Raw genomic sequence first — 26,304 nt, 5'->3', positions numbered from 1 at the left:
GGAGCGTCAGCTCTCGGAGCCGGAGTCACCCTCGGCGGAGGCGGCCTCGCCTGCCTCGGCCTCGGCTGCGATGTCCTCGTCGGACTCGTCGCGCTCGATGCCGACCTCGGCCTCGGCCTCCTCGAGCTCGGCCTCGACCTCGGCTGCCGTCGGCGCGTGCACGACGTTGACGACCAGCGCCTCGTCGTCGGTGAGCAGCAGCGAGCCCGTGGGCAGCGTGAGGTCCTTGGCCAGCACCTGGAAGCCGGCTGCGGCGTCCTCGACGGAGACCTCGATGAACTCGGGGATGTGGGTGGCCTCGGCCTCGACCGAGACGGTGTTCAGGTCGGTGACGACCATGGCGTCGGACTTGGCCTCGCCCACGACGTGGATCGGGATCTCGACGGTGACCTTCTCGCCCTTCCGCACCTCGACGAAGTCGACGTGCTCGAGGAAGCCCTTGATCGGGTCGGCCTGGACCTGCTTGGTCAGCGCGATGGTGGTGGTGCCCTCGACCTCGATGTAGAGCAGCGCGTTGGAGCCGCCGCGCTTGAGCGCCATCATCGTGTCGTGGCCCGGGAGGGTGATGTGCTTGGGGTCGTTGCCGTGGCCGTAGATGACCGCGGGCACCTTGTCGGCGCGACGGATGCGGCGGGCAGCGCCCTTGCCGAACTCGGTGCGGGTCTCGGCGGTGATCTTCTCTTCGGGCTTGTCAGCCATGGTCTGGTGCTCCTCGTGAGGTCAGGGGGGTACGTCGGCAGCGGCTGTCTCGGGGCCGGGACGAGTGATGCACCGCACTCCAGACGGGACGGTGCATGGCGAACCACGTTCCGGCCACGTCGATCACGGAGGTCAGTCCCTCGCCGAGGCAACTGGGCGATCCTACGCGACCCGGGCCGAGGGAGGCCAATCGGCAGCGGCCAGGTTCAGGCGTGGCCGTCGAACATCGAGGTGACCGAGCCGTCCTCGAAGACCTCCTTGATCGCCCGCGAGATCAGCGGCGCGATCGAGAGGCAGGTGAGCTTGTCGAACTCGTTGCCCGGGGCCAGCGGCAACGTGTTGGTGACGATGATCTCGGTCGCCGGTGAGTTCTTCAGCCGGTCCACGGCCGGGTCGGAGAGGATCGCGTGCGTGGCGGCGATGACCACGCCGGCCGCGCCGTCGGCCATCAGGGCCTCGGCGGCGTTCACGATGGTGCCGCCGGTGTCGATCATGTCGTCGACCAGGACGCACATCCGGCCGGCCACGTCGCCGACGACCCGGTTGGCGACGGTCTCGTTGGGGCGGTCGATGCGTCGCGACTTGTGGATGAAGGCCAGCGGCGCGCCACCGAGGCGCGAGGACCACCGCTCCGCGACCTTGATCCGGCCGGCGTCGGGCGAGACCACGGCCAGCTTCTGCCCGGAGTACTTCTCCTTGACGTAGTCGGCCAGGATCGGCAGCGCCATCAGGTGGTCGACGGGACCGTCGAAGAAGCCCTGGATCTGGTCGGCGTGCAGGTCCACGGCGATCAGCCGGTCGGCGCCGGCGGTCTTGAACAGGTCGGCCATCAGGCGCGCGGAGATCGGCTCACGACCGCGGTGCTTCTTGTCCTGGCGCGCGTAGCCGTAGAACGGCAGCACCACGGTGATCCTCTTGGCCGACGCGCGCTTGAGCGCGTCCACCATGATCAGGTGCTCCATGATCCACTCGTTGACCGGAGCCGTGTGGCTCTGGATCACGAACGCGTCGGAGCCGCGCACGGACTCCTCGTAGCGGACGTAGATCTCGGAGTTCGCGAACTCGTAGGCGGAGGTCGGCACCAGCCCGGTGCCGAGGTCCTCGACGACCTCCGCAGCCAGCTCGGGGTGTGCCCTTCCGGTGAAGACCATCAGGTTCTTCTCCGTGGTCTTCTTCATTCCGCTCACGCTTGGCGCTCCTCGGTCGGGCGGGACATGCCGGTCAATCGATTGTGACGCACCGGCGGTCGGTTGACGAAACCGCGGGGGGTCACTGGCCGGATTCGACGGCGTTCTGCGCCGCCTCCGCCTGCCGGGTCCCGGCGCGGCGGCGCGCGACCCATCCCTCGATGTTGCGCTGCTGACCTGCGGTGACCGCCAGCGTGCCGGGGGGCACGTCCTCGCGGATCACGCTGCCGGCCCCGGTCGCCGCGCCGTCGCCGATCTCGACCGGCGCCACGAACGTGTTGTTGCTCGCAGTGCGGGCGTGGCGGCCGACGACCGTGCGGTGCTTGTTCACTCCGTCGTAGTTGGCGAAGATCGTGCCCGCACCGATGTTGGTGCCCTCGCCGATCTCCGCGTCTCCGACGTAGGACAGGTGCGGCACCTTGGCGCCGTCGCCGATCTTGGCGTTCTTGGTCTCCACGAACCCGCCGATCTTGCCGTCGGCGCCGAGCTCGGTGCCGGGGCGCAGGTAGGAGAACGGGCCGACGTTGGCGCCGGCGCCGATCACGGCGAGCTCGGCGTGCGTGCGTACGACGTGCGCGCCGGCCCCGACCTCGACGTCCTTGAGGGTGGAGTCCGGCCCCACGACGGCGTCCTCGGCGACCACCGTGGCGCCGAGCAGCTGTACGCCGGGCAGGATCGTCACGTCCTGCTCGAGCTTGACGTCCACGTCGATCCAGGTGGTGGCCGGGTCGACGATGGTGACCCCGTCGCGCATCCACCGGTCGAGGATCCGCCGGTTCTTCTCCCTGGCGAGCACGGCGAGCTGGGCCCGGTCGTTGGCCCCCTCGGTCTGCACCACGTCCTCGATGGCGAACGCCCCGACGGCGAGCCCGTCCTCGCGGGCGAGGCGCACGGTGTCGGTCAGGTAGTACTCGCCATTGGCGTTCTCGTTGGTCAGCCGCGGCAGCGCGCTGTCGAGGAAGTCCGCGTCGAAGGCGAGGATCCCGCTGTTGATCTCCGCCACGGCGGCCTCGGCCTCGGTGGCGTCCTTCTGCTCGACGATGCCGGTGACCTGGCCCGTCTCGTCGCGCAGCACCCGGCCGTAGCCGTGCGGGTTCGGCACCACTCCGGACAGGATGCTCACGCCGCGTCCGGCTGCGACGTGGTCGGCCACGAACGCGCGCAGGGTCTCGCCCTCCAGGAGCGGCGTGTCGCCGTACGCCACCAGCACCGTGCCCGCGCGCTCCTCCTCGGCCAGTGCCTCCCAGGCCATCCGGACGGCGTGACCGGTGCCGTCCTGGGTGTCCTGCACCGCGAGGACCGCGCTGGGCAGCAGCTGCTGGATGTGGGGACCGACCTGCTCGCGCTGGTTGCCCACCACCGCCACCACCCGGTCCGGGGCCAGCGAGGCCACCGCCTCCAGCACGTGCCCGATCATGCTGCGCCCGGAGATGGGGTGCAGGACCTTCATGGTCTTGGACTTCATCCGTGTGCCGCCACCCGCCGCGAGGACGATGACGGTGACGGACCCTGGGGTCGTGGTTTGCCTCGTGGTGCTCACGCTCCCCGGGTAGGAGTCGAACCTACGTCGCTAGTCCTGATTCAAAGTCAGGCGGGCCCTGCCGGCAGACCAACCGGGGATGGTGGAACGAGGCTACTTGCCCGGGGCGGGCCGGCCTCCTCGGCCCGTCCGGTTTCGCCGGGATTCCTCACCCCGGGACGTGCGGCAGGGTGACCCGGAAGGTGCTGCCCAGGCCCACCTCGCTCTCCAGCGCCACCGCCCCGCCGTGGGCGGCCACGATCGAGCTGACGATGTCGAGCCCGAGCCCGGTGCCGGGAATGTGCCGCTCCAGCGCGTCGCCTCCGCGGAAGAACCGCCCGAAGACGTGCTCGGCCTCGTGCGCGGCGATGCCGATCCCGTCGTCGCAGACCTCGATCTCCACCCCCTCCGCGCACTCCCGGAGCGAGACCCTCACCGAGCCCCGGGGCCGGCCGTACTTGATGGCGTTGGAGAGCAGGTTGTCGAGCACCTGGCGGATGCGCTGCTCGTCGACGAACGCGCACAGGCGATCGCCCGGGCCGGTCTCCAGCTCGAGGTGCGTCTCGGACTTCTCGGCGACCGGACGCGCGGCCTCCACGGCCTCATCGACCAGGGCGGTCAGGTCGGTCGGAGCCCGGTAGAGCTGCAACCGGGCCTCGCCGACCTGGCCGACGTGCAGCAGGTCGGAGAGCAGCGCGGCCAGGCGCTGCGCGTTGCGCTGGACCACCTGGAGCTGCTCGCTCACCTGCGCAGGCAGCTCGTCGTGCTCGCAGAGGATCTCGAGGTGCCCGAGGACCGAGGTGAGCGGTGTGCGCAGCTCGTGGGACACCGAGGACACGAACTCGTCCTGGACCTGCATCGCACGCATCAGGTCGGTGATCTCCTGGTAGGCGAGCGCGGCACCGAGCCGCTCCCCGTCGGGGCCCCGCACCTGGCGCGCCGACGCGGAGAACGCCGTACGCGTCCGGGGGTCGCTCCCGACCCAGTACGTGTACTCGTCGAACTCCTCGCCCCGCACCGCCCGGGACGACGGGAGGTCCTCCTCGGCCATCCTGGTGCCGTCGAGGTGGTGGAGCTGGTCGGGCTGCCCGGTCGCGCCTGCGTCGTCCGCGAGGACCGGGGCCTTGATGATCTCCCGGTAGCTGCGGTTGGTGCGTTCGTAGTGCCCGTCCCTGCCGATCAGCAGCAGTCCCACGCTGACGGCGTCGAAGACGGCCTCCAGTGTCTGGTGCTCCCGCTCGAGCGCCGCCCGGGCGGCCTCGATGCGCGCCTCGGTGTCGCGCTGCTCGGTCACGTCGAGGATCTGCGAGATGAAGTGCATCGGCGACCCGTCCGGTCCGCGCACCAGCGCCACCGAGAGGTCGCCCAGGACCACGTGGCCGTCGGCGCGCAGGTAGCGCTTGCGCAGCCGGTAGGAGTCGATCTCACCGGCGAGCGCCTGCCCGAAGAGGTCGAGGTCGGTCCCGAGGTCGTCGGGGTGGGTGATCTCCTGGAACCCCAGGGACATCAGCTCCTCGGCCTCGTGGCCGAGCAGGTCGCACAGGGCCCGGTTGACCATCAGCAGCCGGCCGTCGAGGCCGACCAGGGTCATGCCGATCGGCGAGTGCTGCAGGGTCAGGCGCCACAGGTCGCTGCCTGCTCCCTCGCCCATCGCACCTCCTGCGCTTCTGCGCGCACCGGACGCGGCGTCCGAGAGTGGCGCGGGGCCAATCTATCCACGGAATCACCCAAAACGTCCAGTTTTGACCACCAAGTGGCACTCGACCTGCCGCACTATCTCGATGTCAAGAATCTTTTTGAGTTAGAATCTCGGCATGGAGCAGGACGAGGTGGACGAGCTGGTCGAGGCATGGACCCGCGAGCGCGACGACCTCGATCTGGCACCCGTGGAGGTGTTCAGCCGGATCAGCCGGCTCTCGCGCCTGCTCGACAAGGCTCGCCGGGCCGCGTTCGCCGCCCACCAGGTCGAGCCGTGGGAGTTCGACGTCCTGGCCGCGCTACGCCGTGCCGGGCGCCCCTACCAGCTCACCCCGGGCGCCCTGCTCAAGCAGACGATGGTCACCAGCGGCACGATGACCAACCGGGTGGACCGGCTGGCCCAGCGCGGCTTCGTGGAGCGCTCCCCCGACCCGAGCGACCGTCGCGGGGTGCTGGTCCGCCTCACTCCTGCGGGCAAGCGCCGGGTGGACGCCGCCTTCGAGGCCCTGCTCGACAGCGAGCGCGCCCTGCTGGACCGCCTGCCGGCCGAGGACCGGACCCGGCTCGCCGCCCTGCTCAAGCAGCTGATGGTCCCGCTGCGCTGACCGGACCCCGGCTCGCGGCCTCAGGCCCCGGAGTTGCGGGGGTTGCGGGGGTCGTCGGCGAAGTCGTGGACCTCGAAGTCCACGCTGCGCTTGGCGTTGGCGATCGAGGTGACGACCGCGGTGCCCAGCCTGCCCTGGCGGTCGAAGACCGTGGCGGTGCCGACCGCGATCCCGTCGGAGCTGACCCGGTCGGTGGCGTGCAGGCCGATCTCGCGGCCGACCGGCAGCCGCGCCAGGGTCAGGGTGATGTCGGTGTTGATCTGCTCGACGCCGTTGCTGCCCCAGTTGGTGACCATGCTGGTGGAGTCCGCGACGCTGGCCGCCACCACGAAGCCCGAGGGGATCTCCTCGGGCACCACGGCGACGCCGACCTGCCAGGTGGACTTGCGCCGGCCGTTCTGGTGGGCCTTGAACGAGGGGTCCCACCCGAGGCCCTCGCTGGAGAACATCGGCACGTGCGGGTCGTCGGTGGGCGGGGCGACCTCGTGCGGCGGCGGCTGGGGCGACTCCGTCGGCTCCCACACGTCGCCGGTGGCAGGGTCGCTGACCTTGAGGAACAGCCCGCTGGCACGCGCCACCGGGACCCCGCCCTGCTCCACGACGGCGTCGACCAGGCACAGCCGGCGTCCCTCGCGCACCACCGTGGTGGTGGTGCGGCACAGCTCCATCGCGGCGGGACGGAACAGGTCCACGGTGTAGCGGGCCGGGCGGAGGTCGTCGCGTCCCAGCTCCGCGACCTGTCCCTCCAGTGCCCGGGCCAGGGCGCCGCTGAGCGCCACGCCGTGCATCTGGTTCTCGCTCCACAGGCTGCGCGCGAGGTCGGTGGGAGCCAGTGCGTCGCCGCTGGTGGTGAAGAACGAGAGCGTCATGGGTGCATTCTGACCCACGCCTGCTCCGCTCAATCCAGCAGTGCGACCGCCTCGAGCCATTCCGCCTCGAGCTCGCTCTTCTGGGCGGCGATCTGGTGCGCCTCGGTGGAGAGGGCTGCGAGCCTGCCGGTGTCGGAGGAGTGCTTGGCCATCTCGTCGGTGATCTCGGCCTCCCGCGCGGCCAGCCGGGCGATCTGCTTGTCCAGGCGCGAGACGGTCTTGCGGGCCGCGCGCTCCTGGGCGCCGCCGACCTTCGCCTTGGTCGACGGGGGCCCGGCGGGTGCGGCGTCGGTCTCGACGGGCGTCGTCCCTGAGGCTGCCGAGGCGGGTGCCGGCGGGCGCGCGTCGCCCCGCTTCCGGGCGGCGAGGTACTGGTCGACCCCGTTGGGCAGCATCGAGATCTGGCCGTCGCCCATCAGCGCCCACACGGAGTCGGTGACGCGCTCGAGGAAGTAACGGTCGTGCGAGACCACCACCAGGGTCCCGGGCCAGCCGTCGAGGAAGTCCTCGAGGACGTTGAGGGTGTCGATGTCGAGGTCGTTGGTGGGCTCGTCGAGCAGCAGCACGTTCGGCTCAGCGAGCAGCAGCTTGAGCAGCTGGAACCGGCGCCGCTCCCCACCGGAGAGGTCCCCGATCCGGGCGGTGAGCTTGTCGCCGGTGAAGCCGAACCGCTCCAGCATCGAGCTCGCCGAGATCTCCTGGCCGGTCGCGGTACGGGTCACCCGGCGGATGTCCTCGATGCTCGGCAGCACCCGAGCGTCCGGGTCCTCGGCCGGGACCTGCTGGAACAGGTGGGCCAGCGCGATCGTGCGACCGTGCTTGACCGTCCCCGCGTCGGGCTGCAGCGATCCACCGATCAGCTGGAGCACCGAGCTCTTCCCGGCACCGTTGACGCCGACGATGCCGACCCGGTCGCCGGGACCGAGCCGCCACGTGGCGTCGTGCAGCAGCTGCTTCTCACCGCGGCTCAGGTCCACGTGCTCGAGGTCGACGACCTGCTTGCCGAGGCGCTGGGTGGCGAACTTCTGCAGCTCGATCCGGTCGCGCGGCGGAGGCACGTCCTGGATCAGCTCGTTGGCGGCGTCGATGCGGAACTTCGGCTTCGAGGTCCGTGCGGGAGCACCGCGCTGCAACCACGCGAGCTCCTTGCGGAGCAGGTTCTGCCGGCGCGACTCCGAGGCCGAGGCCTGGCGGTGCCGCTCGGCGCGAGCGAGCACGAAGGCGGCGTACCCGCCCTCGTAGGAGTCCACGACCCCCGCGCCCTGCGGGCCGGGGTGCACCTCCCAGGTGCGTTCGGAGACCGCGTCGAGGAACCAGCGGTCGTGGGTCACCACCACCAGCGCGGACGTACGACGGACCAGGTGCTCGGCCAGCCAGGCGACCGCTTCCACGTCGAGGTGGTTGGTCGGCTCGTCGAGGATCAGGAGGTCGACGTCGTCGAGCAGCAGCCGGGCCAGGGAGCAGCGGCGGCGCTCGCCACCGGAGAGGCCGTGCACGGAGCGGTCCAGGGACACGTCCGCGAGCAGCACCTCCACCACCTCGCGGGTGCGGCTGTCGCCGGCCCACTCGTGGTCCTCCTTGCCAGCGAGCACGACCTCGCGCACCGTGTGGGTGTCGTCGAGCAGGTCGCGCTGGTCGAGGTAGCCGATGTGCAGGCCGCGCGTGAGCGAGACCCGTCCGGAGTCGGGCTCCTCACGCCCGGCCATCAGGTTGAGCAGGGTGGTCTTGCCGTCACCGTTGCGGCCCACGATGCCGATCCGCTCGCCCTCGGCCACGCCGAGGCTGACCTCGTCGAGCAGGATCCGGACGCCGTAGGACTTGGTGACCTTCTCGAGGTTCAGGAGGTTTGCCATCAGGAGTACTCCACCACGTGGGTTCCGGAGACCGGACCGAGGGCGACCAGCACCCGCGGATGACCGGCGTCGAGCAGGGTGGTGCGCACCCGGTCGGCGGAGCCGCGGTCGGCGCACAGGAACAGGCAGGTCGGTCCCGAGCCGGAGATGATGCCGCGCAGCGCGCCGGCCCGCTCCCCCGCGTCGATCAGGTCGCCGAGCTCGGGACGAAGGTCGATCGCCGCCGACTCGAGGTCGTTGCCCAGCGCGGCGGCGAGGACCCGGTTGTCGGAGTCCGCGAGCGCACCGAGCAGCGCGGGCGGCACCGTGACCTTCTCCGGCGCGTCGGGGCACAGCTCGTCGAAGTGCCGGTAGACGGCCGGGGTGGAGAGCCCGACCCGTGCCGGCACCGCCACCCACCACCGCGTGGCCTCGTCGAGCAGCGGGGTGACGATCTCGCCGCGGCCCCCGCCGTGGGCGGTGCCGCCCAGCAGGGCGAAGGGGACGTCGCTGCCCAGCTGGGCCCCGAGCGCCAGGAGGTCCTCGTCGGTGGTCTGCAGGTCCCAGAGCCGGTCCAGCGCCACCAGGGCGGCAGCCGCGTCCGCGCTGCCCCCGGCCAGGCCGCCGGCGATCGGGATGGACTTGCGCACGGTGAGCTCGGCGGCCCGGTCCACGCCGGCATGTGCCGCGAGCAGGCGTCCGGCGCGCACCACGATGTTGTCCTCGCCCAGCGGGAAGCCGTCGCGGTCGATGTCGTCCTCGGCCACGAGGTTCACCGACCAGCTCGAGGCGGTCACGGCGGTGACGTCGTCATGCAGGCTCAGCGTCTGGTAGACGGTGGCCAGTGGGTGGTAGCCGTCGGGGCGCGGCCGCCCCACCCCGAGATGGAGGTTGACCTTGGCGGCCGCCCGCACGGTCACGGAGTCGGTCATCGCCGGTCCCCCTCCTGCTCCTGGGCGAGTGCCTCCGCGATGCGCACGAACTCGGGCAGCCGGAGCTCCTCACCGCGACGCATCGGGTCGATCCCGGCGGCGAGCAGGGCGCGCTCGGAGGCCTCCGCGGACCCGGCCAGCTCACGCAGGGACGGTCGCAGGGCCTTGCGCCGGTGCGCGAACGCCGCGTCGATCACCGCGAAGACCTGGTCCCGGCTCACCGCGGTGCTCGGTGGCTCCCGGCGCGTCCAGGCCACGAGCCCGGAGTCCACGTTGGGCGCCGGCCAGAACACGTTGCGCCCCACCGACCCCGCCCGGCGTACGTCGGCGAACCAGGCGGCCTTTACCGACGGGATTCCGTACACCTTCGAGCCGGGCTCGGCCGCGAGCCGGTCCGCGACCTCGGACTGCACCATCACCAGCCCGCGCTCGAGCGAGGGCAGCAGGGCGAGCAGGTGCAGCAGCACCGGCACCGAGACGTTGTAGGGAAGGTTCGCCACCAGCGCGGTCGGAGCAGGCCCGGGCACCGAGGTGACCCGCATCGCGTCGGCGAGCACCACCTCGAACCGGTCGGCGTGGCCCGGGGCCCGGTCGGCCACCGTGGCGGGGAGCAGCCCGGCCAGTGCCGGGTCGATCTCGATCGCGACCACCCGGGCGGCGACGTCGAGCAGCGCCAGGGTCAGGGAGCCCAGGCCGGGACCCACCTCGAGCACCACGTCGGCGGGCCCGATCCCGGAGTCACGGACGATGCGACGCACCGTGTTGGGGTCGATCACGAAGTTCTGCCCGCGCTGCTTGGTGGGGCGCAGGTCGAGCGATGCTGCCAGTGAACGCACCTCCGCCGGCCCGAGCAGTGCCGGGCCGGCGGAGGCGATGTCGTTCACAAGATGGAGCGTAGTCAGGCCCTCAGCCGAACTTCGCACCGCAGTGCGGCCAGGCGCCGTAGCCACCCTCGGCGGCCGCCACGCGTTCCGCGACGGCGATCTGCTGCTCGCGGCTGTTCTGGTGCGGCATCCCGGAGCCGCCGTAGGCGCGGAAGGTGCTCGGCAGGAACTGCAGGCCGCCGTAGTACCCGTTGCCGGTGTTCGCGGACCAGTTGCCGCCGGACTCGCAGGCGGCGATCGCGTCCCAGACACCCGTGTTCACGGTCTTCGTGCCGACCTTGACGATGCCGGCGACGGGCTGGCTCACGACTGCCTGCTTGACGACGGTGCGCTTGACGACCTTGCCGTTGCGGAACCGCACCTGGTAGGTCACGTCGCGGGCGCCGTCACGTCCCTGGCGGACGGTCTTCGTCTCGCCGGACATCATCGAGGAGTCCTTCTGCTTGCGGACCGGGGCGGGGATGGCCTCGCGCGGCACGCGCTTGGTCTTGACGCCGATCTTGGTGACCACGACGCGGGTCCCGTTGGTCAGCTCGGCGCTGCGCGAGGGGCGGACGATGTCGTTGCGGTCCACGTTGGCGCCCACCTCGTCGAGCAGCTCGCCGACGGTGGCTGCGGGCACGTTGTGCCGCGAGGCCTTGGCGTCCGCGACCTGCACGGAGACGCGCTTGGGGGTGACGACCTCCAGCGCGAGCCCGGAGCGGTCGATCGAGGCGCTACGGCTGACCGAGAGCTGCGCGGCGGTGCCGATGCGCATCCCGATCTGGTCGAGCGCGGCCGACACCTTGGTGGCGGTGGTCCAGAAGGTCTTCTTCTCGCCGTCCACGGTGAGGTCCAGCGGGCGGGCGAGACGTACGGCGATCCGGGAACCGTCCTTCACCGGCGACCCGACGGCCGGGACGATGACGTCGTGCTTGCCGGGCTCGATGCCCTCGTCGGCAAGGACGTCGCCGACGTCCTTGGCGAAGGTGCGGACCTGCTGTTCCTTGCCGTCGACCGAGAGGGTGACGGTCCGGCTCATCGCGCTGTAGGCGGTGGCAGTGCCCGCGAGGGCGAGGACGGTCGCTGCGACCAGTCCGAGTAGAAGGGGTTTGTTCCGGCCGAGGTGCGTGAGTGAAGCGCGCACGGTTCTCCGATGTTCGCGATTTCCGGGCCGCAGGAGGCGGTGCCTGGCAACGAACGCGGTGATGGTCGCGACGCGGCTCCTAAGTGGCACCACCGGGTGTAGATAGAGCCTGCTCCCGGCCAACAGCCCACGACACTAGGTATGTAGCTCCCGGTTAGCAAGGTTGCTAGCAAGACGTGTGGGAGTGCTCACATTGGCATCCCGGGCGTGTCTGGGCGTGTCTGCGCGTGTCGCACCCGGGCCGATGCGACTGGTCGGGCCCCGGGTCAGCCCCAGGGCCCTCCGAAGGCAGCGTCGGTGTTCGCCTCGATGGCGCGGCACAGCAGCCCCAGCTCCTCCTCGGTCTGCAGGCCCCGGGTCGCGGCCATCGAGCGCACCGTGAGCGGGACCAGGAATGAGGCATTGGTGCGCCCCCGGTGCGGCATCGGGGTGAGGTACGGCGCGTCGGTCTCCACCAGCACCCGGTCCAGAGGGGTGATCCGCAGGGCCTCGCGCAACGGCTCCGCGTTCTTGAAGGTGACCGTCCCCGCGAAGGACAGGTAGGCCCCGCGGTCCAGGCACCGCCGGGCGAAGTCGGCATCGCCGGAGAAGCAGTGCATCACCCATCGTTGCGGCGCCCCGACCTCGTCGAGCACGCGCAGCACGTCGTCGTGGGCGTCGCGGTCGTGGATCACCAGGGTCTTGTCCAGGGAGGTGGCCATCCCTACGTGGGCGCGGAACGACTCGTGCTGGGCCGCGACGCCCTCCGGGCCGGTGCGGAAGTAGTCGAGGCCGGTCTCGCCGATCGCGCGGACCCGCTCGCTGCTGCGCGCCAGCGTCTCGATCTCAGCCAGCGCCTCCCCCAGCCGCCCCTGCTCCGCGAGACGCGGGGCCTCGTTGGGGTGCAGGGCCACGCCCGCGACCAGCCGGTCGTGCCGTTCGGCGGCCTCCACGGCCCAGCGGGCGCCGGGGAGGTCGCACCCGATCTGCACGATGCGCGCCACCCCCACCGATGCGGCGAGCGCGAGCGCCTCGGTCACCGGCAGCGCGGGCGACTCGCCCCGGCCCAGGTCGAGGTGGCAGTGGTTGTCGACCACCGGGTGGGGCAACGGCTCCGGCACGCCGGGGAGGTCGGAGCCGGCGGACGTGGGCGATCCGGGGCTCACGGGCGGTGCACCGCGTCGTAGACGACCCGCTTGGGGACCCCCGAGCGCCGGGCGACGTCGAGGATGGCCTCCTTGCGCGTGGCGCCGAGCTCCTCCTCCTCGGCGACCAGCGCGGCCAGGGCGAGCGGGTCGGTCACCGCCTCGGGCGCGGCCGCACCCTCCACGACGATCGTCACCTCACCCCGGACGCCGCCCGCGGCCCACTCGACGAGCTCGGCCAGCGGGCCGCGGCGTACCTCCTCGTGGGTCTTGGTCAGCTCCCGGCACACGGCCCCGCGGCGGCTCGCGCCGAACGTCTCCGCCATCGAGCCGAGCGTCGCGGCCGTGCGGTGCGGGGCCTCGAAGAACACCAGCGTGCGCTGCTCGTCGGCCAGCGCGGCCAGCCGCCGCGTCCGCTCCCCCGGCTTGCGAGGCAGGAACCCCTCGAAGCAGAACCGGTCGACCGGGAGGCCCGAGACCGCGAGCGCGGTGAGCACGGCGGAGGGGCCGGGGATGCCGGTGATCTGCACGCCGCGCTCCACGGCGGCGGCGACGAGCCGGTAGCCGGGGTCCGAGACGCTCGGCATCCCCGCATCGGTGACGAGCACGACCCGGTCGCCGGCGAGCAGCGACTCCACCAGCGAGTCGGTGCGCAGGTGCTCGTTGCCCTCGAAGTAGGACACCACCCGGCCGGAGATCTCGACGCCGAGGTCGCTGGTCAGGCGCCGCAGCCGGCGCGTGTCCTCGGCCGCGACCACGTCGGCGCCGCGCAGCTCGGCCGCCAGCCGCGGCGAGGCGTCGTCGGGCCGGCCGATCGGGGTCGCGGCCAGCACGAGCACGCCCGGACCGCGTCCGTCTCCCTGCGGGCCGGCCGGATCGGTGATCCGGTCGGCGTGGTGCTCGGCCGGTTGCGTCATGGCCCGATCATCGCAGCCGTAGCATCGTCCGACGTGACCCTCCCCGCCCCGCTCGAGCGCACGGTCGGGCTCAGCCGCACGGCAGCGGGAGACGTCGTGCCCAGTGCCTCGGTCCGGGCACGCCTGCGGGCCGTCGACACCGATCCGGTGCTCGCGTGGGTCGGCACCGCCGCGGTCACCCTCCTCGCCGCGTTCCTGCGGCTGTGGGACCTGGGCAAGCCCCGCGCGTTCCTCTTCGACGAGACCTACTACGCCAAGGACGCGTGGTCGCTGCTCCACCACGGCTACGCACAGGGCTACGTCGACAACGCGGACGTGCAGCTCCTCGCGGGCCAGACCGAGGGGCTGTGGAACGGGACCCCGAACATGGTGGTGCACCCCGAGGTCGGCAAGTGGCTGATCGCCCTGGGCGAGAGCGTCTTCGGGATGACCCCGTTCGGCTGGCGGGTGGCCTCGGCGGTCGTGGGCGCCCTGATGGTGCTGGTGATGATCCGGCTCGCGCGCCGCGTCACCCGGTCCACCCTGCTCGGGCTGGTCGCGGGCCTCCTGATGTGCTTCGACGGCCTCCAGCTGGTGCTCTCGCGGCTGGCGCTGCTGGACCTGTTCCTCGCGTTCTTCGTGCTGTGCGCGGTCAGCTGCATGGTGGCCGACCGCGACTGGGTGCGCGGCCGGCTGGCCCGCGCGGTCCCCGAGGGCTCCCGGCTGTCGCCGGAGTCGTGGGGACCGCTGCTGCTGTGGCGGCCGTGGCGGTTGGCCACCGGTGTCTGCTGGGGGCTGGCCGTCGGCACGAAGTGGTCGGCACTGTTCCCGCTCGCCGCCTTCGGCCTGCTGATGTGGGCCTGGGACGCGGGCGCGCGGCGCTCCTTCGGCGTACGTCGTGCGTGGGTGAAGTCAGCGCTGATCGACGCGGCCCCGGCGGTGGTCTACGTGGTCGTGGTCCCGTTCCTGATCTACCTCGTGTCGTGGACCGGCTGGCTGCTGCACGCCGCCGAGTACGAACGGGCGCTCTCGAACACCCAGTACGGCCCCTACTGGGGCCGCTACCTGGAGAAGGACGCCCAGGGTTTCTTCCCCGAGCTGTGGCAGTCGCTGCGCTCGCTGTGGCACTACCACCACGACGTCTACTCCTTCCACACCGGCTTCCTCAACGAGAGCACCCACGTCTACCAGTCCAACCCGTGGGGATGGCTCACGCTGAACCGGCCGGTGGGGGTCGACGCCCAGCTCAACATCGCGCCCGGCCAGCAGGGCTGCGAGGCGGCGGCGGGATCGACCTGCCTGCGCCAGGTGCTGCTGCTCGGCAACCCGGTCGTGTGGTGGTTCGGCACGATCGCTGCACTGTGGGCGGTGGTGGCGTGGGTGGCCCGCCGCGACTGGCGCTACGGGCTGGTGCTGGTGGGCATCGCCTCGACCTGGCTGCCGTGGTTCCGGTACGACGAGCGGCCGATCTTCAGCTACTACGCGGTGACGATCCTGCCGTTCCTGGTGCTGGGCGCGACCCTGCTCCTGGGAGAGATCCTCGGCCGGCCGGACGCGTCGAGGAGACGACGCAGCATCGGGGCCGTGGCGGCCGGGAGCGTCCTGGTGGCGACGCTGCTCGCGTTCGCCTGGTTCTGGCCGATCTGGACCGACCAGCTGGTCACCCACCGCGAGTGGGTGCAGCGCATGTGGTTCAAGCGCTGGATCTAGCGGGACCCGGCAGGTCAGACGCCCGAGTCGGCGAAGGCGCGGGGGGTGGGCTCGCGCAGCGCGGGACGCTGGACCTGGCGCTCGAGCATGGTCATCCGGGCGACCGCGAACGCGATCACGAACATGCCGAAGATCCCGATCAGGATCACGGATGCCGGTGCGATGGTCAGCATGGCGTCCCTCCCTGGTGCTCGATGTGGACTAGACCGACAACATACCCTAAAACGACGAAAGCGGACATAGTTTGCTAAAGACTGATTTTTGGGCGTATAGCGACGTGGCGTAGCTCACTGTCGCGGGGCCATTGTGCAGCGCGGGGCCACCGGCCGGAAGCGTCGTCGCTCCGGGCCGTACCACCGCACCTGCAGGGCCCACGATCCGACCCTACGACGCGAACTCGCGCCGCGCCCGCATAACGCCGGAGAACTCGCGGGTCAAGTCCGGCGTCCAGTCAGGGTCCAGTCGAGTGCAAGCCAGGCGCCAGAGCGCCGTCACAAGGTGTGCGGCACCGGTCACCGACGACGCGAAGGACCTCCCATGTCACGCCTGCTGCACCGCCTCGGCCACGACACCGCCGCCCACCCGTGGCGCACGATCTCCGCCTGGCTCGTCCTCGCGGCCGCCGTCATCGCCCTCGCGGGGGCCTTCGGCGGGACCCCGCACGACGACTGGGACATCCCGGGGGCCCGGGCCCAGCGGGGCATCGACCTGCTCCGCGCCCACCTCCCCGAGGCCGGCAACGCGAGCGCCAGGGTCGTCGTGCACACCCGCGACGGGGCACCGGTGGCTGGAGCCGAGCTCGATGCGCTGAGCGACCGGCTGCGGGCGATGGACCACGTCCTCGGCGTCTCCGCCCCACGGATCAGTGCCGACCAGGACACCGCCCTGCTGACCGTGCACTACGACGTGCCGGTCACGGACCCCGACCTGATGGGCGAGCTGGGCCCGCTCGAGGCGGCCGTCGCGCCGACGAGGGCGGCCACCGACGGCGGCGTACGACGTGCCGAGCCGCCGCGCCTGTTCCAGGTCGAGCTCGGCGGGGAGCTCCCGGACACGGCGGCGGCGCCGATGTCGGGCCGTGGCGAGCTGATCGGCGTGGTGCTCGCCCTGCTGGTCCTGGTGCTGGTCTTCGGCTCCGTCGTGGGCGCCGGCCTGCCGGTGGCGGTGGCGCTGGTCGGGCTGGGAGTCGGCTCGGCGGGGATCACCCTGCTGGCCGCGGTGACCGACGTGAGCAACTCGGCCCCCACCGTCGCCTCGATGGTGGGCCTCGGGGTCGGCATCGACTACGCCCTGCTCCTGGTGACCCGGCACGTGGAGTTCCTCCGGGCGGGACAGGACGCTCGCCGGGCGGCCGGCAGCGCCGTGGCCACCGCCGGGCGCTCGGTCGTGTTCGCCTCGGCGACGGTGTTGGTCTCCCTGCTCGGCCTCAAGCTCGCCGGCCTGCCCACCTACGACTCCTTCGGCTACACCACCGCGATCGCGGTGGTCGCGGTCGCGTCGGCTTCGCTGACGCTGGTCCCCGCCCTGTGCGGCCTCGCCGGACAGCGCCTGCTGCCTCGGCGGGTGCGGGCCGGGCGCCGGCCCACCGGCAGGCAGGTGACCGCCCGCTGGGCGGGCGTCGTCACCCGCCGGCCACTGGCGTGGGCCCTGGCCGCGACGGTGCTGCTGCTGGCGCTGGCGGCCCCTGCCCTGGGGATGCGGACCTGGCCGCAGGACTCGTCGTCGTCCTCGACCGACCTGACCACGCGCAAGGCGCACGACCTGGTGGCCGCGGAGTTCGGCGCCGGCGCCAACGGCCCTGTCGCGTTCGTGACCCGGGGCAGCCCCGAGGACGCAGCGGTCCACGCCCGGGAGGTGGAACGGCGAGCCGACATCGCCGGAGTCTCCCCCGTGCGCACCTCCCCCGACGGCGCGGTGAACGTCTTCGAGGCCGAGCCCACCTTCGGTCCCACCGACGAGCGGACCCAGGCCCTGGTCGCCGACCTGCGCGAGCAGGCACCGCCGGGTGTCGAGGTCACCGGCACCACGGCCCTGTTCGCCGACATCGCCGACCAGCTCTCCACCCGGCTGTGGCTGGTGGTCGGGTTCGTGGTCGCCGTCTCGATGCTGCTGCTCGCGATGATGTTCCGCTCCGTGGTGGTGCCGGTGAAGGCGGCCGCGATGAACCTGCTCTCGATCGCGGCGGCGTACGGCGTGCTCACCGCGGTCTTCCAGTGGGGCTGGGGCGTGGACCTCGTGGGGCTCGACCACGCGATGCCGATCTCGAGCTGGGTGCCGATCCTGCTGTTCGCGGTCCTGTTCGGCCTCTCGATGGACTACGAGGTGTTCCTGCTGTCCCGGGTCCGCGAGGACTGGCTGGACAGCGGTGACGCGCACGGCAGCGTGGTGCGCGGCCTGTCCTCGACGGCACGGGTGATCTCGGCCGCCGCCTCGATCATGGTCGCCGTGTTCTGGGGGTTCGCCACCGAGGTCGACGTCGTGGTCAAGCAGCTCGGGGTCGGGATGGCGGTGGCGATCACCCTCGACGCCACCCTGGTCCGGATGGTGCTGGTGCCCGCCACGATGACCCTGCTCGGGCGCTGGAGCTGGTGGATGCCCACCTGGCTGGAGCGGGTGGTGCCCGTCCTCGAGGACGGGAGCAGCGCCACCCTCCCCGCGGCCACACCCCGCACGCCCGCCGGCGTGTGAGCCCTGCCTGGACATCACGCTAGGCGGGCGCCACCTTGTCCTCGGCGAAGTCCTGCGGGCGGAACTCGCCGTCCTGCAGGTGCTGCTCGATGTTCTCCAGGCTGTGCCCGGTGAGCTCCGGCAGCAGCCGCCACACGAAGACCCACGCCGCCACGTTGAAGAGCCCGTAGAGCCAGAAGACCTGGCCCACCCCGAACGTGTCGATCATGGTCAACAGCGTCAGGGTGATCAGCAGGTTGGTGCCCCACAGGCTGGCCGACTGCGCGGCCGTGCCGGCACCACGCACGGCGAGCGGGTAGATCTCGGACCCGGTGAGCCAGCCCATCAGCTGCAGGCCGCCGGCGTTGAAGAACATGAACACGATCAGGCAGGCGATGATGAAGCCGATGTTGTCGCGACCGGCGTTGTCGGTGACGAAGAAGGCACCGAGCACGAACAGGCTGATCGCCGCACCGGGCACCATCACCAGGGTCAGCCGGCGACGACCGACCCGGTCCACGATGGCGAGGCCGACGATCATCATCACCAGGTAGGTCACGCCGAGCGCGACGCTGACCCGGAGCGCCTCGGTGGTGGAGAACCCGTTGTCGGTCAGGATCGTCGGGGCGTAGTAGATGATCATCTCGATCCCGGACAGCTGGGTGAACGCGGCGATGCCGCAGCCCACGACCAGCGCCGGGCGGACCCAGGGCTGGCGCAGGCCGCTCCAGCCCCGGTTGCTCTTCTTGGTCTCCTGCTTGCGCTCCTCCACCTCGACGATCTCCCCCAGCTCGGTGGAGACGTCGAAGCCCTTGGGGCGAACCCGCTCCAGGACCGCCTGTGCGTCGTCTCGGCGGCCTTGCTTGACCAGCCAGCGGGGACTCTCGGGCAGGCGCAGCTGGAGCACGAGCATGATCAGGGCGGGTACGGCGGCCGCACCGATGGAGATCCGCCAGTCCACGGACTCCGAGGCCCCGACCAGGGTCGAGATCACGATGCCGACGCCGATCGCGAGCTGGAAGCACAGCACCAGCCGTCCCCGCAGGCCCGCGGGCGCCATCTCGGCGACGTACATCGGCACCGTCTGGGTGGCCCCGCCGACCGCGAAGCCGAGCAGCACCCGCGCCCCGGCCAGGCTCAGCGCGTCCGGCGCCACCGAGCAGGCGAGGCTGCCGGCGATGAAGATCCCGCAGATCAGCAGGATGGTCCGGTGCCGGCCCCACCTCTCGGAGAGCAGGCTGCACACGAGGGCACCGATGACCGCGCCGAGCAGGATGCCGGCGGCGATGGACTGCTCCATCCCGTGGCCGGTGTCGAACTCCTCGCCGATCTGGAGCAGGGCGCCGGAGATGATGCCGGTGTCGTAGCCGTAGAGAAGTCCGCTGACCGCCGAGACCACGGCCACCGCGAGCATCAGCCCGTTGAGGGTCCCCGGAGCAGCGGCCGGGTCGTCCTGCTTCGTCGTCTGGCTCATGGACCCCTCCAAAGGATGTGGCGACAACCATGGCCGTCGTACCCCCGGGTAGCGCCGCCCACACCTCGGGCGGTCAGGACACGAGCAGCCGCTCGATGTTGTCGAAGGCCTGGCGTGCGTAGCCGCGCCACATCCGGCCGAAGGCCGGCATCGCCAGCGAGCCGAGCCGGCCCGCGGGATGCACGGTCCACGACCAGGTGATGCGTACGCCGGTGCCGGCTGGCTCGAAGGTCCACGCACCGTCGATCGAGGCGACCAGCAGCTTCATCGGCCCGGTGATCTCGCTGATCCGGTAACCGAACCGGCGCGGCCCGTCGACCTCCACCAGCTCCTCACGCATCGTGCCGCCGTCGGCGAGCGCGATCGTCCGCGTCTGACCGGCGGTGGCCCAGGGGCCGTCCTGGTCGCGGGTCGCCCTGATCGGCGGGATCGCGGCGTACCGCCGGTCGAAGAGGCGGCTCAGCTCGTAGGGCAGCAGCTCCTCGAACGCGCGTCCAGGTTCCGCCGGGTAGGTGCGGCTGTGGCTCAGCTCGGTTGGTGTCATCCGGTGACCCTAGTCCCGGAGTCGTCCCCCGGTGGGCGAGATCACACCACGATCAGATGCACTCCTTGGGGCAGAGTGCAAGACTGCACTACGTGACTGAAAGTGCAACCTCCAGGGCCGGACGACGTCAGGAGACGTCGCTGCGGATCTCCAGGTGCGCCCAGGCGCTCGTCGACGAGCGCGGTCTCGACGGCTTCACGATGGACGAGCTCGCCGAGGCGGCCGGCGTCTCCCGCAGGACCCTGTTCAACTACTTCCCCGGCAAGCTCGACGCCGTCCTGGGCGACTCCCCCGAGCCCTCGGAGGAGGCCCTGGCGAGATTCCGTGCACGCGGGGCCGGCAGCAACCTCGTCGACGACCTGCGTGCCCTCGGGATCGACCTGCTCAGCGTCCCTGACCCGAGCCGTGCCGACCTGCTGCGGTTCCGCCGGATCGTGCACGAGCATCCACGGCTCCTCGCGGCCGCCTACGCACGCTTCCAGGTCCTGACCGGCCGCATCGTCGACGAGATCCGCCTGCGCGAGGGTGCGTCGTTCGACGCACAGCGGGCGCAGGTGGCGATCCGGCTCCTGTGCGGGCTCTTCGAATCCGCCTTCGAGCTGTTCCTCGACGACCCCGAGGAACGACCGATCACCACTGCCTTCGACGAGGTCCTCCAGGCAGCGCGTCACCTGCTCGCCTGACCTTCCTCCCTTCCTCCCTTCCCCCCTTCCCCGCTTCCACTCGATCACCCCCCAGGAGAACCACCCATGGCCACCCTTCTGTACCGCCTCGGCAAGACCGCCTTCCGGCGGTGGCCGTTCTTCCTGGCCGGCTGGCTGATCGCGATGATCGCGGTCGGCAGCGTCGCGGCCACGCTCTCCAAGCCGATGAGCGACTCGTTCTCGATCCCCGGCATCCCCTCCGAACGCGCGGCGGACATGCAGGCCGAGCTCTTCCCCGGCGCCCAGGATGCCTTCGACCAGGCCTCGGTGAAGGTGGTCGTCGCGGCCCCGAAGGGCGAGACCCTGGCCGACCACAAGGCCGAGGTCGACGCCCTCGTGGAGGACCTCGCCGCACTGCCGCAGATGCCCGACGGCAAGGACCCGGAGGCACCGGGACCGGTGAACCCGGTGGTCGCTGCCCAGGCGCAGGAGCAGATGCTCCTCAAGTCCGCGGAGCAGTCCGGCCAGCCGGCAGCCGTCGCCAAGGCCAACGCCGAGGCACTCTCGCCGCTGTCGAAGGACGGCCGGGTCGGGACCATCACCTGGGACTTCGACGTGGACACCGTGGCCGACGTCGAGCCCGGCACCATCGAGGCTCTCAACGACACCATGGCGCAGGCCCGCGACCAGGGGCTCACCGTCGAGGCGAACGGGTCCGGCACCAGCGGCGTGCTCGAGATCGGAGGCACCTCCGAGCTGATCGGCATCGCGGTCGCCGTGCTCGTCCTGATCCTCACCTTCGGCTCCCTGGTCGCCGCCGGTCTGCCCGTGGTCACGGCCCTGTTCGGTGTCGGGCTGGGCATCACCGGCATCACCGCCCTGACGGCGGTCATGGAGATCGGCTCCACCACCCCGATGCTGGCCACGATGATCGGCCTCGGCGTCGGAATCGACTACGCGCTGTTCATCCTGGCGCGCTACCGCAGCGAGCTCGACCACACCGACGACCGCGAGGAAGCCACTGGCATCGCCGTGGGCACCGCCGGCTCCGCCGTGGTCTTCGCCGGGCTCACCGTCCTGATCGCCCTCGCCGCGCTCGGTGTGGCCAGGATCCCGTTCCTGACCACGATGGGTATCGCAGCGGCGGCAACGGTCTTCATCGCCGTGCTGGTGGCGCTGACCCTGCTCCCGGCCGTGCTCGGGATGATGAAGTCCAAGGCCTTCGCCGGCCAGGTGCGCAGCCCTCACCCCAAGCGCGACGCGAGCGGCAAGGTGCTGAACAACGGTGTCCGCTGGGCACGCCTGATCGGGCGACGCCCGGTCGCCGTGGTCCTGCTGGTGGTCGTGGCGCTCGGCTCCCTGGCCATCCCGCTCAAGGAGCTCCACCTCGCGTTCCCCAACGACAGCACCGCCTCCACCGACACCACCCAGCGAAAGGCCTCGGACCTGATCGCCGACGCCTTCGGGCCGGGTCGCGACGCGCCGCTGGTGCTGGTCGTCGACGGTCGTGACGTCGCCGAGAAGGACCGCCCCACGGCGTACGGCGAGATCGTGGAGTGGGCCAACGCACAGCCCGGCGTCGTCAACGCCCAGGTCGTGATGCAGAACGAGGAGGGCACCGGCGCCCAGGTGCTGGTGACCCCGTCGGCCGCCGGTGACGACACCGAGACCGAGGACCTGCTCGTGGACCTGCGCACCAACCAGTCCGACATCGAGGAGCAGACCGGCACCGAGATCGGGGTGACCGGCCTGACCGCGATCACCGCCGACGTCTCGGAGCGGCTCGCGGACGCGCTGCCGATCTACCTCGCGGTGGTCATCGGCCTGGCGTTCCTGCTGCTGACGCTCGTCTTCCGCTCGCTGCTGGTGCCGCTGACCGCGACCTTCGGGTTCCTGCTCTCCGTGCTGGCCACCCTGGGCGCCACCGTGGCGGTCTTCCAGGAGGGCGCCTTCGGGCTGATGGAGGGCTCGCCGATCGTGAGCTTCATGCCGATCTTCCTGATCGGCCTGGTCTTCGGCCTCGCGATGGACTACCAGGTCTTCCTGGTGACCCGGATGCGGGAGGCACACGTGCACGGCGCCACGACCAGCGAGGCGGTGATCGACGGGTTCCGCAACAGTGCCCGGGTGGTCGCTGCGGCCGCGGTGATCATGATCTCGGTGTTCGCCGCGTTCATCCTGATCGACGAGCCGATCATCAAGTCGATGGGCTTCGCGCTCGCGATCGCGGTGTTCTTCGACGCCTTCGTGGTGCGGATGGCGCTGATCCCGGCGCTGATGTACCTGCTCGGCGAGAAGGCGTGGTACCTGCCGAAGTGGATCGACCGGATCCTGCCGAACATCGACGTCGAGGGTGAGCAGCTCGACCGCCCGCACATGAGCGAGCTGCACGGCAGCCCGGCCGAGGACGAGGAGCTGGTCAGGGTCTGAGGTTCTCCACCTCGAGGACCGGGATCTCCTCCTGCACCGGGAGCTCGAACCCGAGCACCTGGGAGTAGAAGGAGAGCTCGGCCCCGAGGGAGTCCTTGATGTTCGCCGCCTTGCGGAAGCCGTGCTGCTCCCCCTCGTAGAGCCGGTAGGCGACAGGAAGTCCCTTCGCGCGCAGTGCCGAGACGATCATCTCGGACTGCGCCGGGGGGACGACCTTGTCCTCGGAGCCCTGCAGCACGATCAGCGGCGAGGTCAGCGAGTCGAGGTGCGAGAGCGGCGAGCGCTCCACGTAGACCTCGCGACCCTCCGGGTACGGCGCGATCAGCCCGTCGAGGTAGCGGGACTCGAACTTGTGCGTCTCCTCGGCGAGGGCCTCGGTGTCCGCGACGCCGAAGTAGTCGGCTCCCGCTGCGAACACGTCTGAGACCGCCAGCGCCATCAGCACCGTGAAGCCGCCGGCCGACCCGCCGCGGATCAGCGCGCGGTCAGGGTCGACCCGGCTCTGCTCCACCAGCCATCGCACGACGCCCACGCAGTCGCCCACGTCGAGCACCCCCCACTGGCCCTGGAGCCGTTCGCGGTAGGCACGTCCGTAGCCGGTGGAGCCGCCGTAGTCGACGTCGACGACCGCGAAGCCACGGCTGGTCCAGAACTGGGTCCCGAGGGCGAGAGCCGCCTTCGCGTTCGAGGTGGGGCCACCGTGGATCATCACGAGCACCGGCGGCAGCTCACCCTCGAGCGGGCGGGTCTCCGGGTTCGTCGGTGGGTAGAAGTTGGCGTACGTCGCACGGCCGTCCCCGCCCGGGAACTCGATGTGCTCGGGCACGGCGAACCACTCCGGGTCGATGCCCAGCTCGCGCACGGCGCTGAGCGTCTGCACCCGATCCGGGGCGCCGGCCTCGAAGGCCAGCACCGCAGGCTCCTGCACGGGTGAGGCGCCGACCAGCACGACCCGGCTCCCCGAGGCCGCCAGGTCCGCGACATGGGTCACCTCGGTGGGCAGCCGGTTCGCCGTACCGTCGGGAGCGACCAGCCACAAGGTGTCGACGCCCTGGTGCAGCGCGGCGAGGACGACGCGGCCGTCGCCGAGGAAGCCGTAGCGCCGCTGCGCGAAGGACCACTTGGGAGCACCGACGTCACCGGGCTCCTCGAACATCCGCTGGACCCCGCCCTCGGGCGTCCAGCGGTAGAGCGACCACCAGTCCGCGCGGTCGGAGCAGAACCACAGGGAACCGTCCGGCGCCCACTGTGGATGGCAGATCCCCTCGGCGGGCTCGTCGACCCCGCCCGCGACGGTCTGCGCCCCCATCGGGGTCTGCACCTTCAGCGTCGAGGCGTCCCAGGGCATCGAGGGGTGGTTCCACTCCAGCCAGGCCAGGGAGCTCCCGTCGGGCGACCAGCGCGGGTCGGAGACGAAGTCCGGACCCGAGACCACGGTGTCCTGCGATCCCGCGGCATCGATCACGACGATCTCGTTGACCACGTCCACCGCGCGGCTCGTTCCCACCGGGTGGGTCTCGCGGACCACGGCCACCCGGCCGTCCACCGGGTGCACGTCGCCGTCGGCCCAGCGCACCGAGCCACCCTCGGGCGACGCAGGCGTCACGGCGACCGGCGCGGCGCCGGGGTCGACCCTCCGAAGCCGCTGGTCGGCCCAGTCGACGTACCAGACGACGCCGTCGCGGACCCACCACGCGCCCCCGCCGTACTCGTGGACGGCGGTGCGCGCATTGGCCGTCTCGTCCAGGACGTCCACGGGATCGGCACCCGGGGCCTGCCGCACGATCACCGTGCGACCGCCCTCGTGGGGCCGCATCTCGGACCAGTAGACGTCCGCGGCATCCAGTGCCACGGCGCCGACGGCGCTGGCCTGCTGCACCACGACGTCCGCGGTGACGGGGGTGGACCAGGAACCGCAGGGACGTCGTACGGGAGCGTCGTGAGTCATCCTCCGACCCTAGTCATCGGGCTTCGCGCCGCCACAAGTCGTGCCCGCATCGATGTTTAGCCACCTCGCCGACCGGACAGGCTCACAGTGCTCTTCAGGGAGCAGACCACCCGCGGTTCCCCTTCCCCCCGATGGGGGTCCGCGGGTGGTTCTCTGGTTCTGGGTCCGCCCCGACCAGCAGGTTTGGTCGGCCTCCTTACGCTGTCAGCGCCCGCGTCGATCCCCGGTATAGGAGTAACAGCTCGATGGATGTTTCGGCTCTCGTCTGGGGGCTGACGATCGTCGCGATCCTCGGCCTCCTGGCCTTCGACTTCGTCTTCCACGTCCGCAAGGCCCACGTCCCGACCCTGCGCGAGGCTGCACTGTGGTCCGCGCTGTACGTCGGCATGGCGGTGCTCTTCGGCCTCGGCGTGCTGGTGTTCGGCGGGACCGGGCCCGGCTCGGAGTACTTCGCCGGCTACGTCACGGAGAAGGCGCTCTCGGTCGACAACCTGTTCGTCTTCCTGATCATCATGAGCAGCTTCCGGGTGCCGCGCGAGGACCAGCAGAAGGTGCTGCTGTTCGGGATCGTGTTCGCGCTGATCGCCCGGACGGGATTCATCTTCCTCGGCGCCGCGCTGATCAACTCCTTCGCCTGGATCTTCTATCTCTTCGGCCTGATCCTGCTGCTCACCGCGGGCAACATGCTCAAGCCCGAGGGCGAGGAGTCGCACTCGGCCGACAACTTCATCATCCGGCTCGCCCGCAAGGTCTTCCACACCACCGAGCACTACGACGGCGACAGGCTCTTCACCGTCGAGAACGGCAAGCGCGTGATGACGCCGATGCTGCTGGTGATGGTGGCCATCGGCGGCACCGACATCCTGTTCGCGCTCGACTCGATCCCCGCGATCTTCGGCCTCACCCAGAACACGTTCATCGTGTTCACCGCCACCGCCTTCTCCCTGCTCGGGCTGCGCCAGCTCTACTTCCTCATCGACGGCCTGCTGGACCGGCTGATCTACCTCTCCTACGGCCTGGCGGCGATCCTGGGATTCATCGGCGTGAAGCTGATCCTGCACGCCCTGCACGAGAACAACGTGCCGTTCATCAACGACGGTGAGCACGTCAAGGTCGTCGAGATCAGCACCGGGCTCTCCCTGAGCGTGATCCTGGGTGTCCTGGTCGTGACGGTCGCGGCCTCCTTGCTGAGCCCTGCCGGAAAGGCGCAGAACGCGATCGCCAACGCCCGCCGGCACGCGACCAACTACCTGGACTCGGAGTACACCGCCGACCCGGCCGAGCGCGAGCGGATCTTCAAGCTGCTGCTCGAGGAGCGTGACCAGATCGTCGACCTCGGGGCGAAGTACCGCCAGAAGGTACGCGACGAACCCGCGCTGATGGCCCTGCTGGAACGGGCGCGCGCGAGCCACGAGGCCGCGGTCGAGCGGGGCGAGGCGGACCCCGCCGGTCCGTCGAAGATCATCGGGTCCCCGTAGCCGCCACACGGCTTGTCACGCGGGGTCCACGCTGCTGA

At 71.1% G+C, this 26,304-nt stretch carries 21 protein-coding genes and 1 tRNA gene; 6 read left to right on the top strand and 16 right to left on the bottom strand.

Annotated elements, in window-relative coordinates:
- Window positions 1-6 precede the first annotated feature (6 nt).
- From AC4BGC_RS03150 to AC4BGC_RS03130, 5 genes are all read right to left on the bottom strand, one after another.
- Entirely contained in the window at window positions 7-699 is a 693-nt protein-coding gene (locus AC4BGC_RS03150) for a 50S ribosomal protein L25/general stress protein Ctc (RefSeq protein WP_490546188.1), read from the bottom strand.
- Window positions 700-905: 206 nt separating this feature from the next.
- Window positions 906-1,877, bottom strand: coding sequence for a ribose-phosphate diphosphokinase (locus tag AC4BGC_RS03145; RefSeq protein WP_490546798.1), 972 nt, complete (start codon window positions 1,875-1,877; stop codon window positions 906-908).
- A 91-nt stretch (window positions 1,878-1,968) separates the two neighbouring features.
- Window positions 1,969-3,426, bottom strand: coding sequence for a bifunctional UDP-N-acetylglucosamine diphosphorylase/glucosamine-1-phosphate N-acetyltransferase GlmU (glmU, locus tag AC4BGC_RS03140; protein ID WP_490554265.1), 1,458 nt, complete (start codon window positions 3,424-3,426; stop codon window positions 1,969-1,971).
- Between the two features lies 1 nt (window position 3,427).
- Window positions 3,428-3,506: transfer RNA gene (locus tag AC4BGC_RS03135), tRNA-Gln, on the bottom strand.
- Window positions 3,507-3,574: 68 nt separating this feature from the next.
- Window positions 3,575-5,056 (bottom strand): sensor histidine kinase, encoded by a 1,482-nt coding sequence (locus AC4BGC_RS03130; RefSeq protein ID WP_490554262.1) that lies wholly within the window; start codon window positions 5,054-5,056, stop codon window positions 3,575-3,577.
- A gap of 163 nt (window positions 5,057-5,219) precedes the next feature.
- Between AC4BGC_RS03130 and AC4BGC_RS03125 the strand changes: the two genes are divergently transcribed.
- On the top strand, window positions 5,220-5,708 hold the full coding sequence (locus AC4BGC_RS03125; protein WP_490546191.1) for a MarR family winged helix-turn-helix transcriptional regulator: 489 nt from the start codon (window positions 5,220-5,222) through the stop codon (window positions 5,706-5,708).
- A gap of 20 nt (window positions 5,709-5,728) precedes the next feature.
- On the opposite strand, the gene AC4BGC_RS03120 is transcribed toward AC4BGC_RS03125, so the two are convergent.
- The 7 genes from AC4BGC_RS03120 to rsmI all read right to left on the bottom strand — a co-directional run bounded on the left by AC4BGC_RS03120 (window position 5,729) and on the right by rsmI (window position 13,314).
- Window positions 5,729-6,577 (bottom strand): acyl-CoA thioesterase domain-containing protein, encoded by an 849-nt coding sequence (locus AC4BGC_RS03120; protein WP_490546192.1) that lies wholly within the window; start codon window positions 6,575-6,577, stop codon window positions 5,729-5,731.
- Window positions 6,578-6,606: 29 nt separating this feature from the next.
- The gene (locus AC4BGC_RS03115) at window positions 6,607-8,430 is read right to left on the bottom strand and encodes an ABC-F family ATP-binding cassette domain-containing protein (RefSeq protein WP_490554261.1); all 1,824 of its coding nucleotides are present in this window, start codon (window positions 8,428-8,430) and stop codon (window positions 6,607-6,609) included.
- Window positions 8,430-9,341, bottom strand: a complete 912-nt coding sequence (locus AC4BGC_RS03110) for a 4-(cytidine 5'-diphospho)-2-C-methyl-D-erythritol kinase (RefSeq protein WP_490546194.1) — start codon at window positions 9,339-9,341, stop codon at window positions 8,430-8,432. Before AC4BGC_RS03110 ends, AC4BGC_RS03115 begins: the two co-directional genes overlap by 1 nt.
- A complete protein-coding gene (gene rsmA, locus AC4BGC_RS03105; RefSeq protein WP_490554260.1) occupies window positions 9,338-10,225 on the bottom strand; it encodes a 16S rRNA (adenine(1518)-N(6)/adenine(1519)-N(6))-dimethyltransferase RsmA in 888 nt (295 codons plus the stop codon). The genes AC4BGC_RS03110 and rsmA overlap by 4 nt, the downstream gene beginning before the upstream one ends.
- A gap of 22 nt (window positions 10,226-10,247) precedes the next feature.
- On the bottom strand, window positions 10,248-11,351 hold the full coding sequence (locus tag AC4BGC_RS03100) for a resuscitation-promoting factor (RefSeq protein ID WP_490554258.1): 1,104 nt from the start codon (window positions 11,349-11,351) through the stop codon (window positions 10,248-10,250).
- Window positions 11,352-11,617: 266 nt separating this feature from the next.
- Window positions 11,618-12,496, bottom strand: coding sequence for a TatD family hydrolase (locus AC4BGC_RS03095; protein WP_490554257.1), 879 nt, complete (start codon window positions 12,494-12,496; stop codon window positions 11,618-11,620).
- Window positions 12,493-13,314 (bottom strand): 16S rRNA (cytidine(1402)-2'-O)-methyltransferase, encoded by an 822-nt coding sequence (gene rsmI / locus AC4BGC_RS03090; RefSeq protein WP_490555709.1) that lies wholly within the window; start codon window positions 13,312-13,314, stop codon window positions 12,493-12,495. The genes AC4BGC_RS03095 and rsmI overlap by 4 nt, the downstream gene beginning before the upstream one ends.
- A gap of 111 nt (window positions 13,315-13,425) precedes the next feature.
- Between rsmI and AC4BGC_RS03085 the strand changes: the two genes are divergently transcribed.
- Complete coding sequence (locus tag AC4BGC_RS03085; RefSeq protein ID WP_490554255.1) at window positions 13,426-15,081, top strand: dolichyl-phosphate-mannose--protein mannosyltransferase; 1,656 nt, start codon at window positions 13,426-13,428, stop codon at window positions 15,079-15,081.
- Window positions 15,082-15,095: 14 nt separating this feature from the next.
- On the opposite strand, the gene AC4BGC_RS03080 is transcribed toward AC4BGC_RS03085, so the two are convergent.
- A complete protein-coding gene (locus AC4BGC_RS03080; protein WP_490546199.1) occupies window positions 15,096-15,254 on the bottom strand; it encodes a hypothetical protein in 159 nt (52 codons plus the stop codon).
- A gap of 364 nt (window positions 15,255-15,618) precedes the next feature.
- Between AC4BGC_RS03080 and AC4BGC_RS03075 the strand changes: the two genes are divergently transcribed.
- Window positions 15,619-17,769 (top strand): MMPL family transporter, encoded by a 2,151-nt coding sequence (locus AC4BGC_RS03075; RefSeq protein ID WP_490554254.1) that lies wholly within the window; start codon window positions 15,619-15,621, stop codon window positions 17,767-17,769.
- Between the two features lie 19 nt (window positions 17,770-17,788).
- On the opposite strand, the gene AC4BGC_RS03070 is transcribed toward AC4BGC_RS03075, so the two are convergent.
- Window positions 17,789-19,222, bottom strand: coding sequence for a sugar porter family MFS transporter (locus AC4BGC_RS03070; protein ID WP_490554253.1), 1,434 nt, complete (start codon window positions 19,220-19,222; stop codon window positions 17,789-17,791).
- Window positions 19,223-19,295: 73 nt separating this feature from the next.
- A complete protein-coding gene (locus tag AC4BGC_RS03065) occupies window positions 19,296-19,766 on the bottom strand; it encodes an SRPBCC family protein (RefSeq protein ID WP_490554251.1) in 471 nt (156 codons plus the stop codon).
- Window positions 19,767-19,858: 92 nt separating this feature from the next.
- Here AC4BGC_RS03065 and AC4BGC_RS03060 point away from each other — a divergent pair, with 92 nt between their 5' ends.
- Together AC4BGC_RS03060 and AC4BGC_RS03055 are read left to right on the top strand one after the other, a co-directional pair.
- On the top strand, window positions 19,859-20,449 hold the full coding sequence (locus AC4BGC_RS03060; protein WP_490546203.1) for a TetR family transcriptional regulator: 591 nt from the start codon (window positions 19,859-19,861) through the stop codon (window positions 20,447-20,449).
- Window positions 20,450-20,515: 66 nt separating this feature from the next.
- A complete protein-coding gene (locus tag AC4BGC_RS03055) occupies window positions 20,516-22,840 on the top strand; it encodes an MMPL family transporter (RefSeq protein WP_490554250.1) in 2,325 nt (774 codons plus the stop codon).
- Here the strand turns inward: AC4BGC_RS03055 and AC4BGC_RS03050 are convergent.
- On the bottom strand, window positions 22,830-24,788 hold the full coding sequence (locus AC4BGC_RS03050) for a S9 family peptidase (RefSeq protein ID WP_490554249.1): 1,959 nt from the start codon (window positions 24,786-24,788) through the stop codon (window positions 22,830-22,832). The two genes, AC4BGC_RS03055 and AC4BGC_RS03050, sit on opposite strands and share 11 nt — an antisense overlap.
- A 245-nt stretch (window positions 24,789-25,033) precedes the next feature.
- Here AC4BGC_RS03050 and AC4BGC_RS03045 point away from each other — a divergent pair, with 245 nt between their 5' ends.
- A complete protein-coding gene (locus tag AC4BGC_RS03045; RefSeq protein ID WP_490546206.1) occupies window positions 25,034-26,266 on the top strand; it encodes a TerC family protein in 1,233 nt (410 codons plus the stop codon).
- Window positions 26,267-26,304: the final 38 nt, after the last annotated feature.

The sequence above is a fragment of the Nocardioides sp. Z38_18 genome, from assembly GCF_058215695.1.
This window is presented reverse-complemented; position numbering and strand designations above follow the sequence as displayed.

What these genes read in the sequence shown, in the direction of transcription:
- AC4BGC_RS03120 (WP_490546192.1), bottom strand. Translation starts at nt 6,577, where the DNA reads ATGACGCTCTCGTTCTTCACCACCAGCGGCGACGCACTGGCTCCCACC.
- AC4BGC_RS03130 (WP_490554262.1), bottom strand. Translation starts at nt 5,056, where the DNA reads ATGGGCGAGGGAGCAGGCAGCGACCTGTGGCGCCTGACCCTGCAGCAC.
- AC4BGC_RS03125 (WP_490546191.1), top strand. Translation starts at nt 5,220, where the DNA reads ATGGAGCAGGACGAGGTGGACGAGCTGGTCGAGGCATGGACCCGCGAG.
- AC4BGC_RS03110 (WP_490546194.1), bottom strand. Translation starts at nt 9,341, where the DNA reads ATGACCGACTCCGTGACCGTGCGGGCGGCCGCCAAGGTCAACCTCCAT.
- AC4BGC_RS03070 (WP_490554253.1), bottom strand. Translation starts at nt 19,222, where the DNA reads ATGAGCCAGACGACGAAGCAGGACGACCCGGCCGCTGCTCCGGGGACC.
- AC4BGC_RS03055 (WP_490554250.1), top strand. Translation starts at nt 20,516, where the DNA reads ATGGCCACCCTTCTGTACCGCCTCGGCAAGACCGCCTTCCGGCGGTGG.
- AC4BGC_RS03150 (WP_490546188.1), bottom strand. Translation starts at nt 699, where the DNA reads ATGGCTGACAAGCCCGAAGAGAAGATCACCGCCGAGACCCGCACCGAG.
- AC4BGC_RS03075 (WP_490554254.1), top strand. Translation starts at nt 15,619, where the DNA reads ATGTCACGCCTGCTGCACCGCCTCGGCCACGACACCGCCGCCCACCCG.
- AC4BGC_RS03145 (WP_490546798.1), bottom strand. Translation starts at nt 1,877, where the DNA reads ATGAAGAAGACCACGGAGAAGAACCTGATGGTCTTCACCGGAAGGGCA.
- AC4BGC_RS03080 (WP_490546199.1), bottom strand. Translation starts at nt 15,254, where the DNA reads ATGCTGACCATCGCACCGGCATCCGTGATCCTGATCGGGATCTTCGGC.
- AC4BGC_RS03050 (WP_490554249.1), bottom strand. Translation starts at nt 24,788, where the DNA reads ATGACTCACGACGCTCCCGTACGACGTCCCTGCGGTTCCTGGTCCACC.
- AC4BGC_RS03045 (WP_490546206.1), top strand. Translation starts at nt 25,034, where the DNA reads ATGGATGTTTCGGCTCTCGTCTGGGGGCTGACGATCGTCGCGATCCTC.
- AC4BGC_RS03115 (WP_490554261.1), bottom strand. Translation starts at nt 8,430, where the DNA reads ATGGCAAACCTCCTGAACCTCGAGAAGGTCACCAAGTCCTACGGCGTC.
- AC4BGC_RS03065 (WP_490554251.1), bottom strand. Translation starts at nt 19,766, where the DNA reads ATGACACCAACCGAGCTGAGCCACAGCCGCACCTACCCGGCGGAACCT.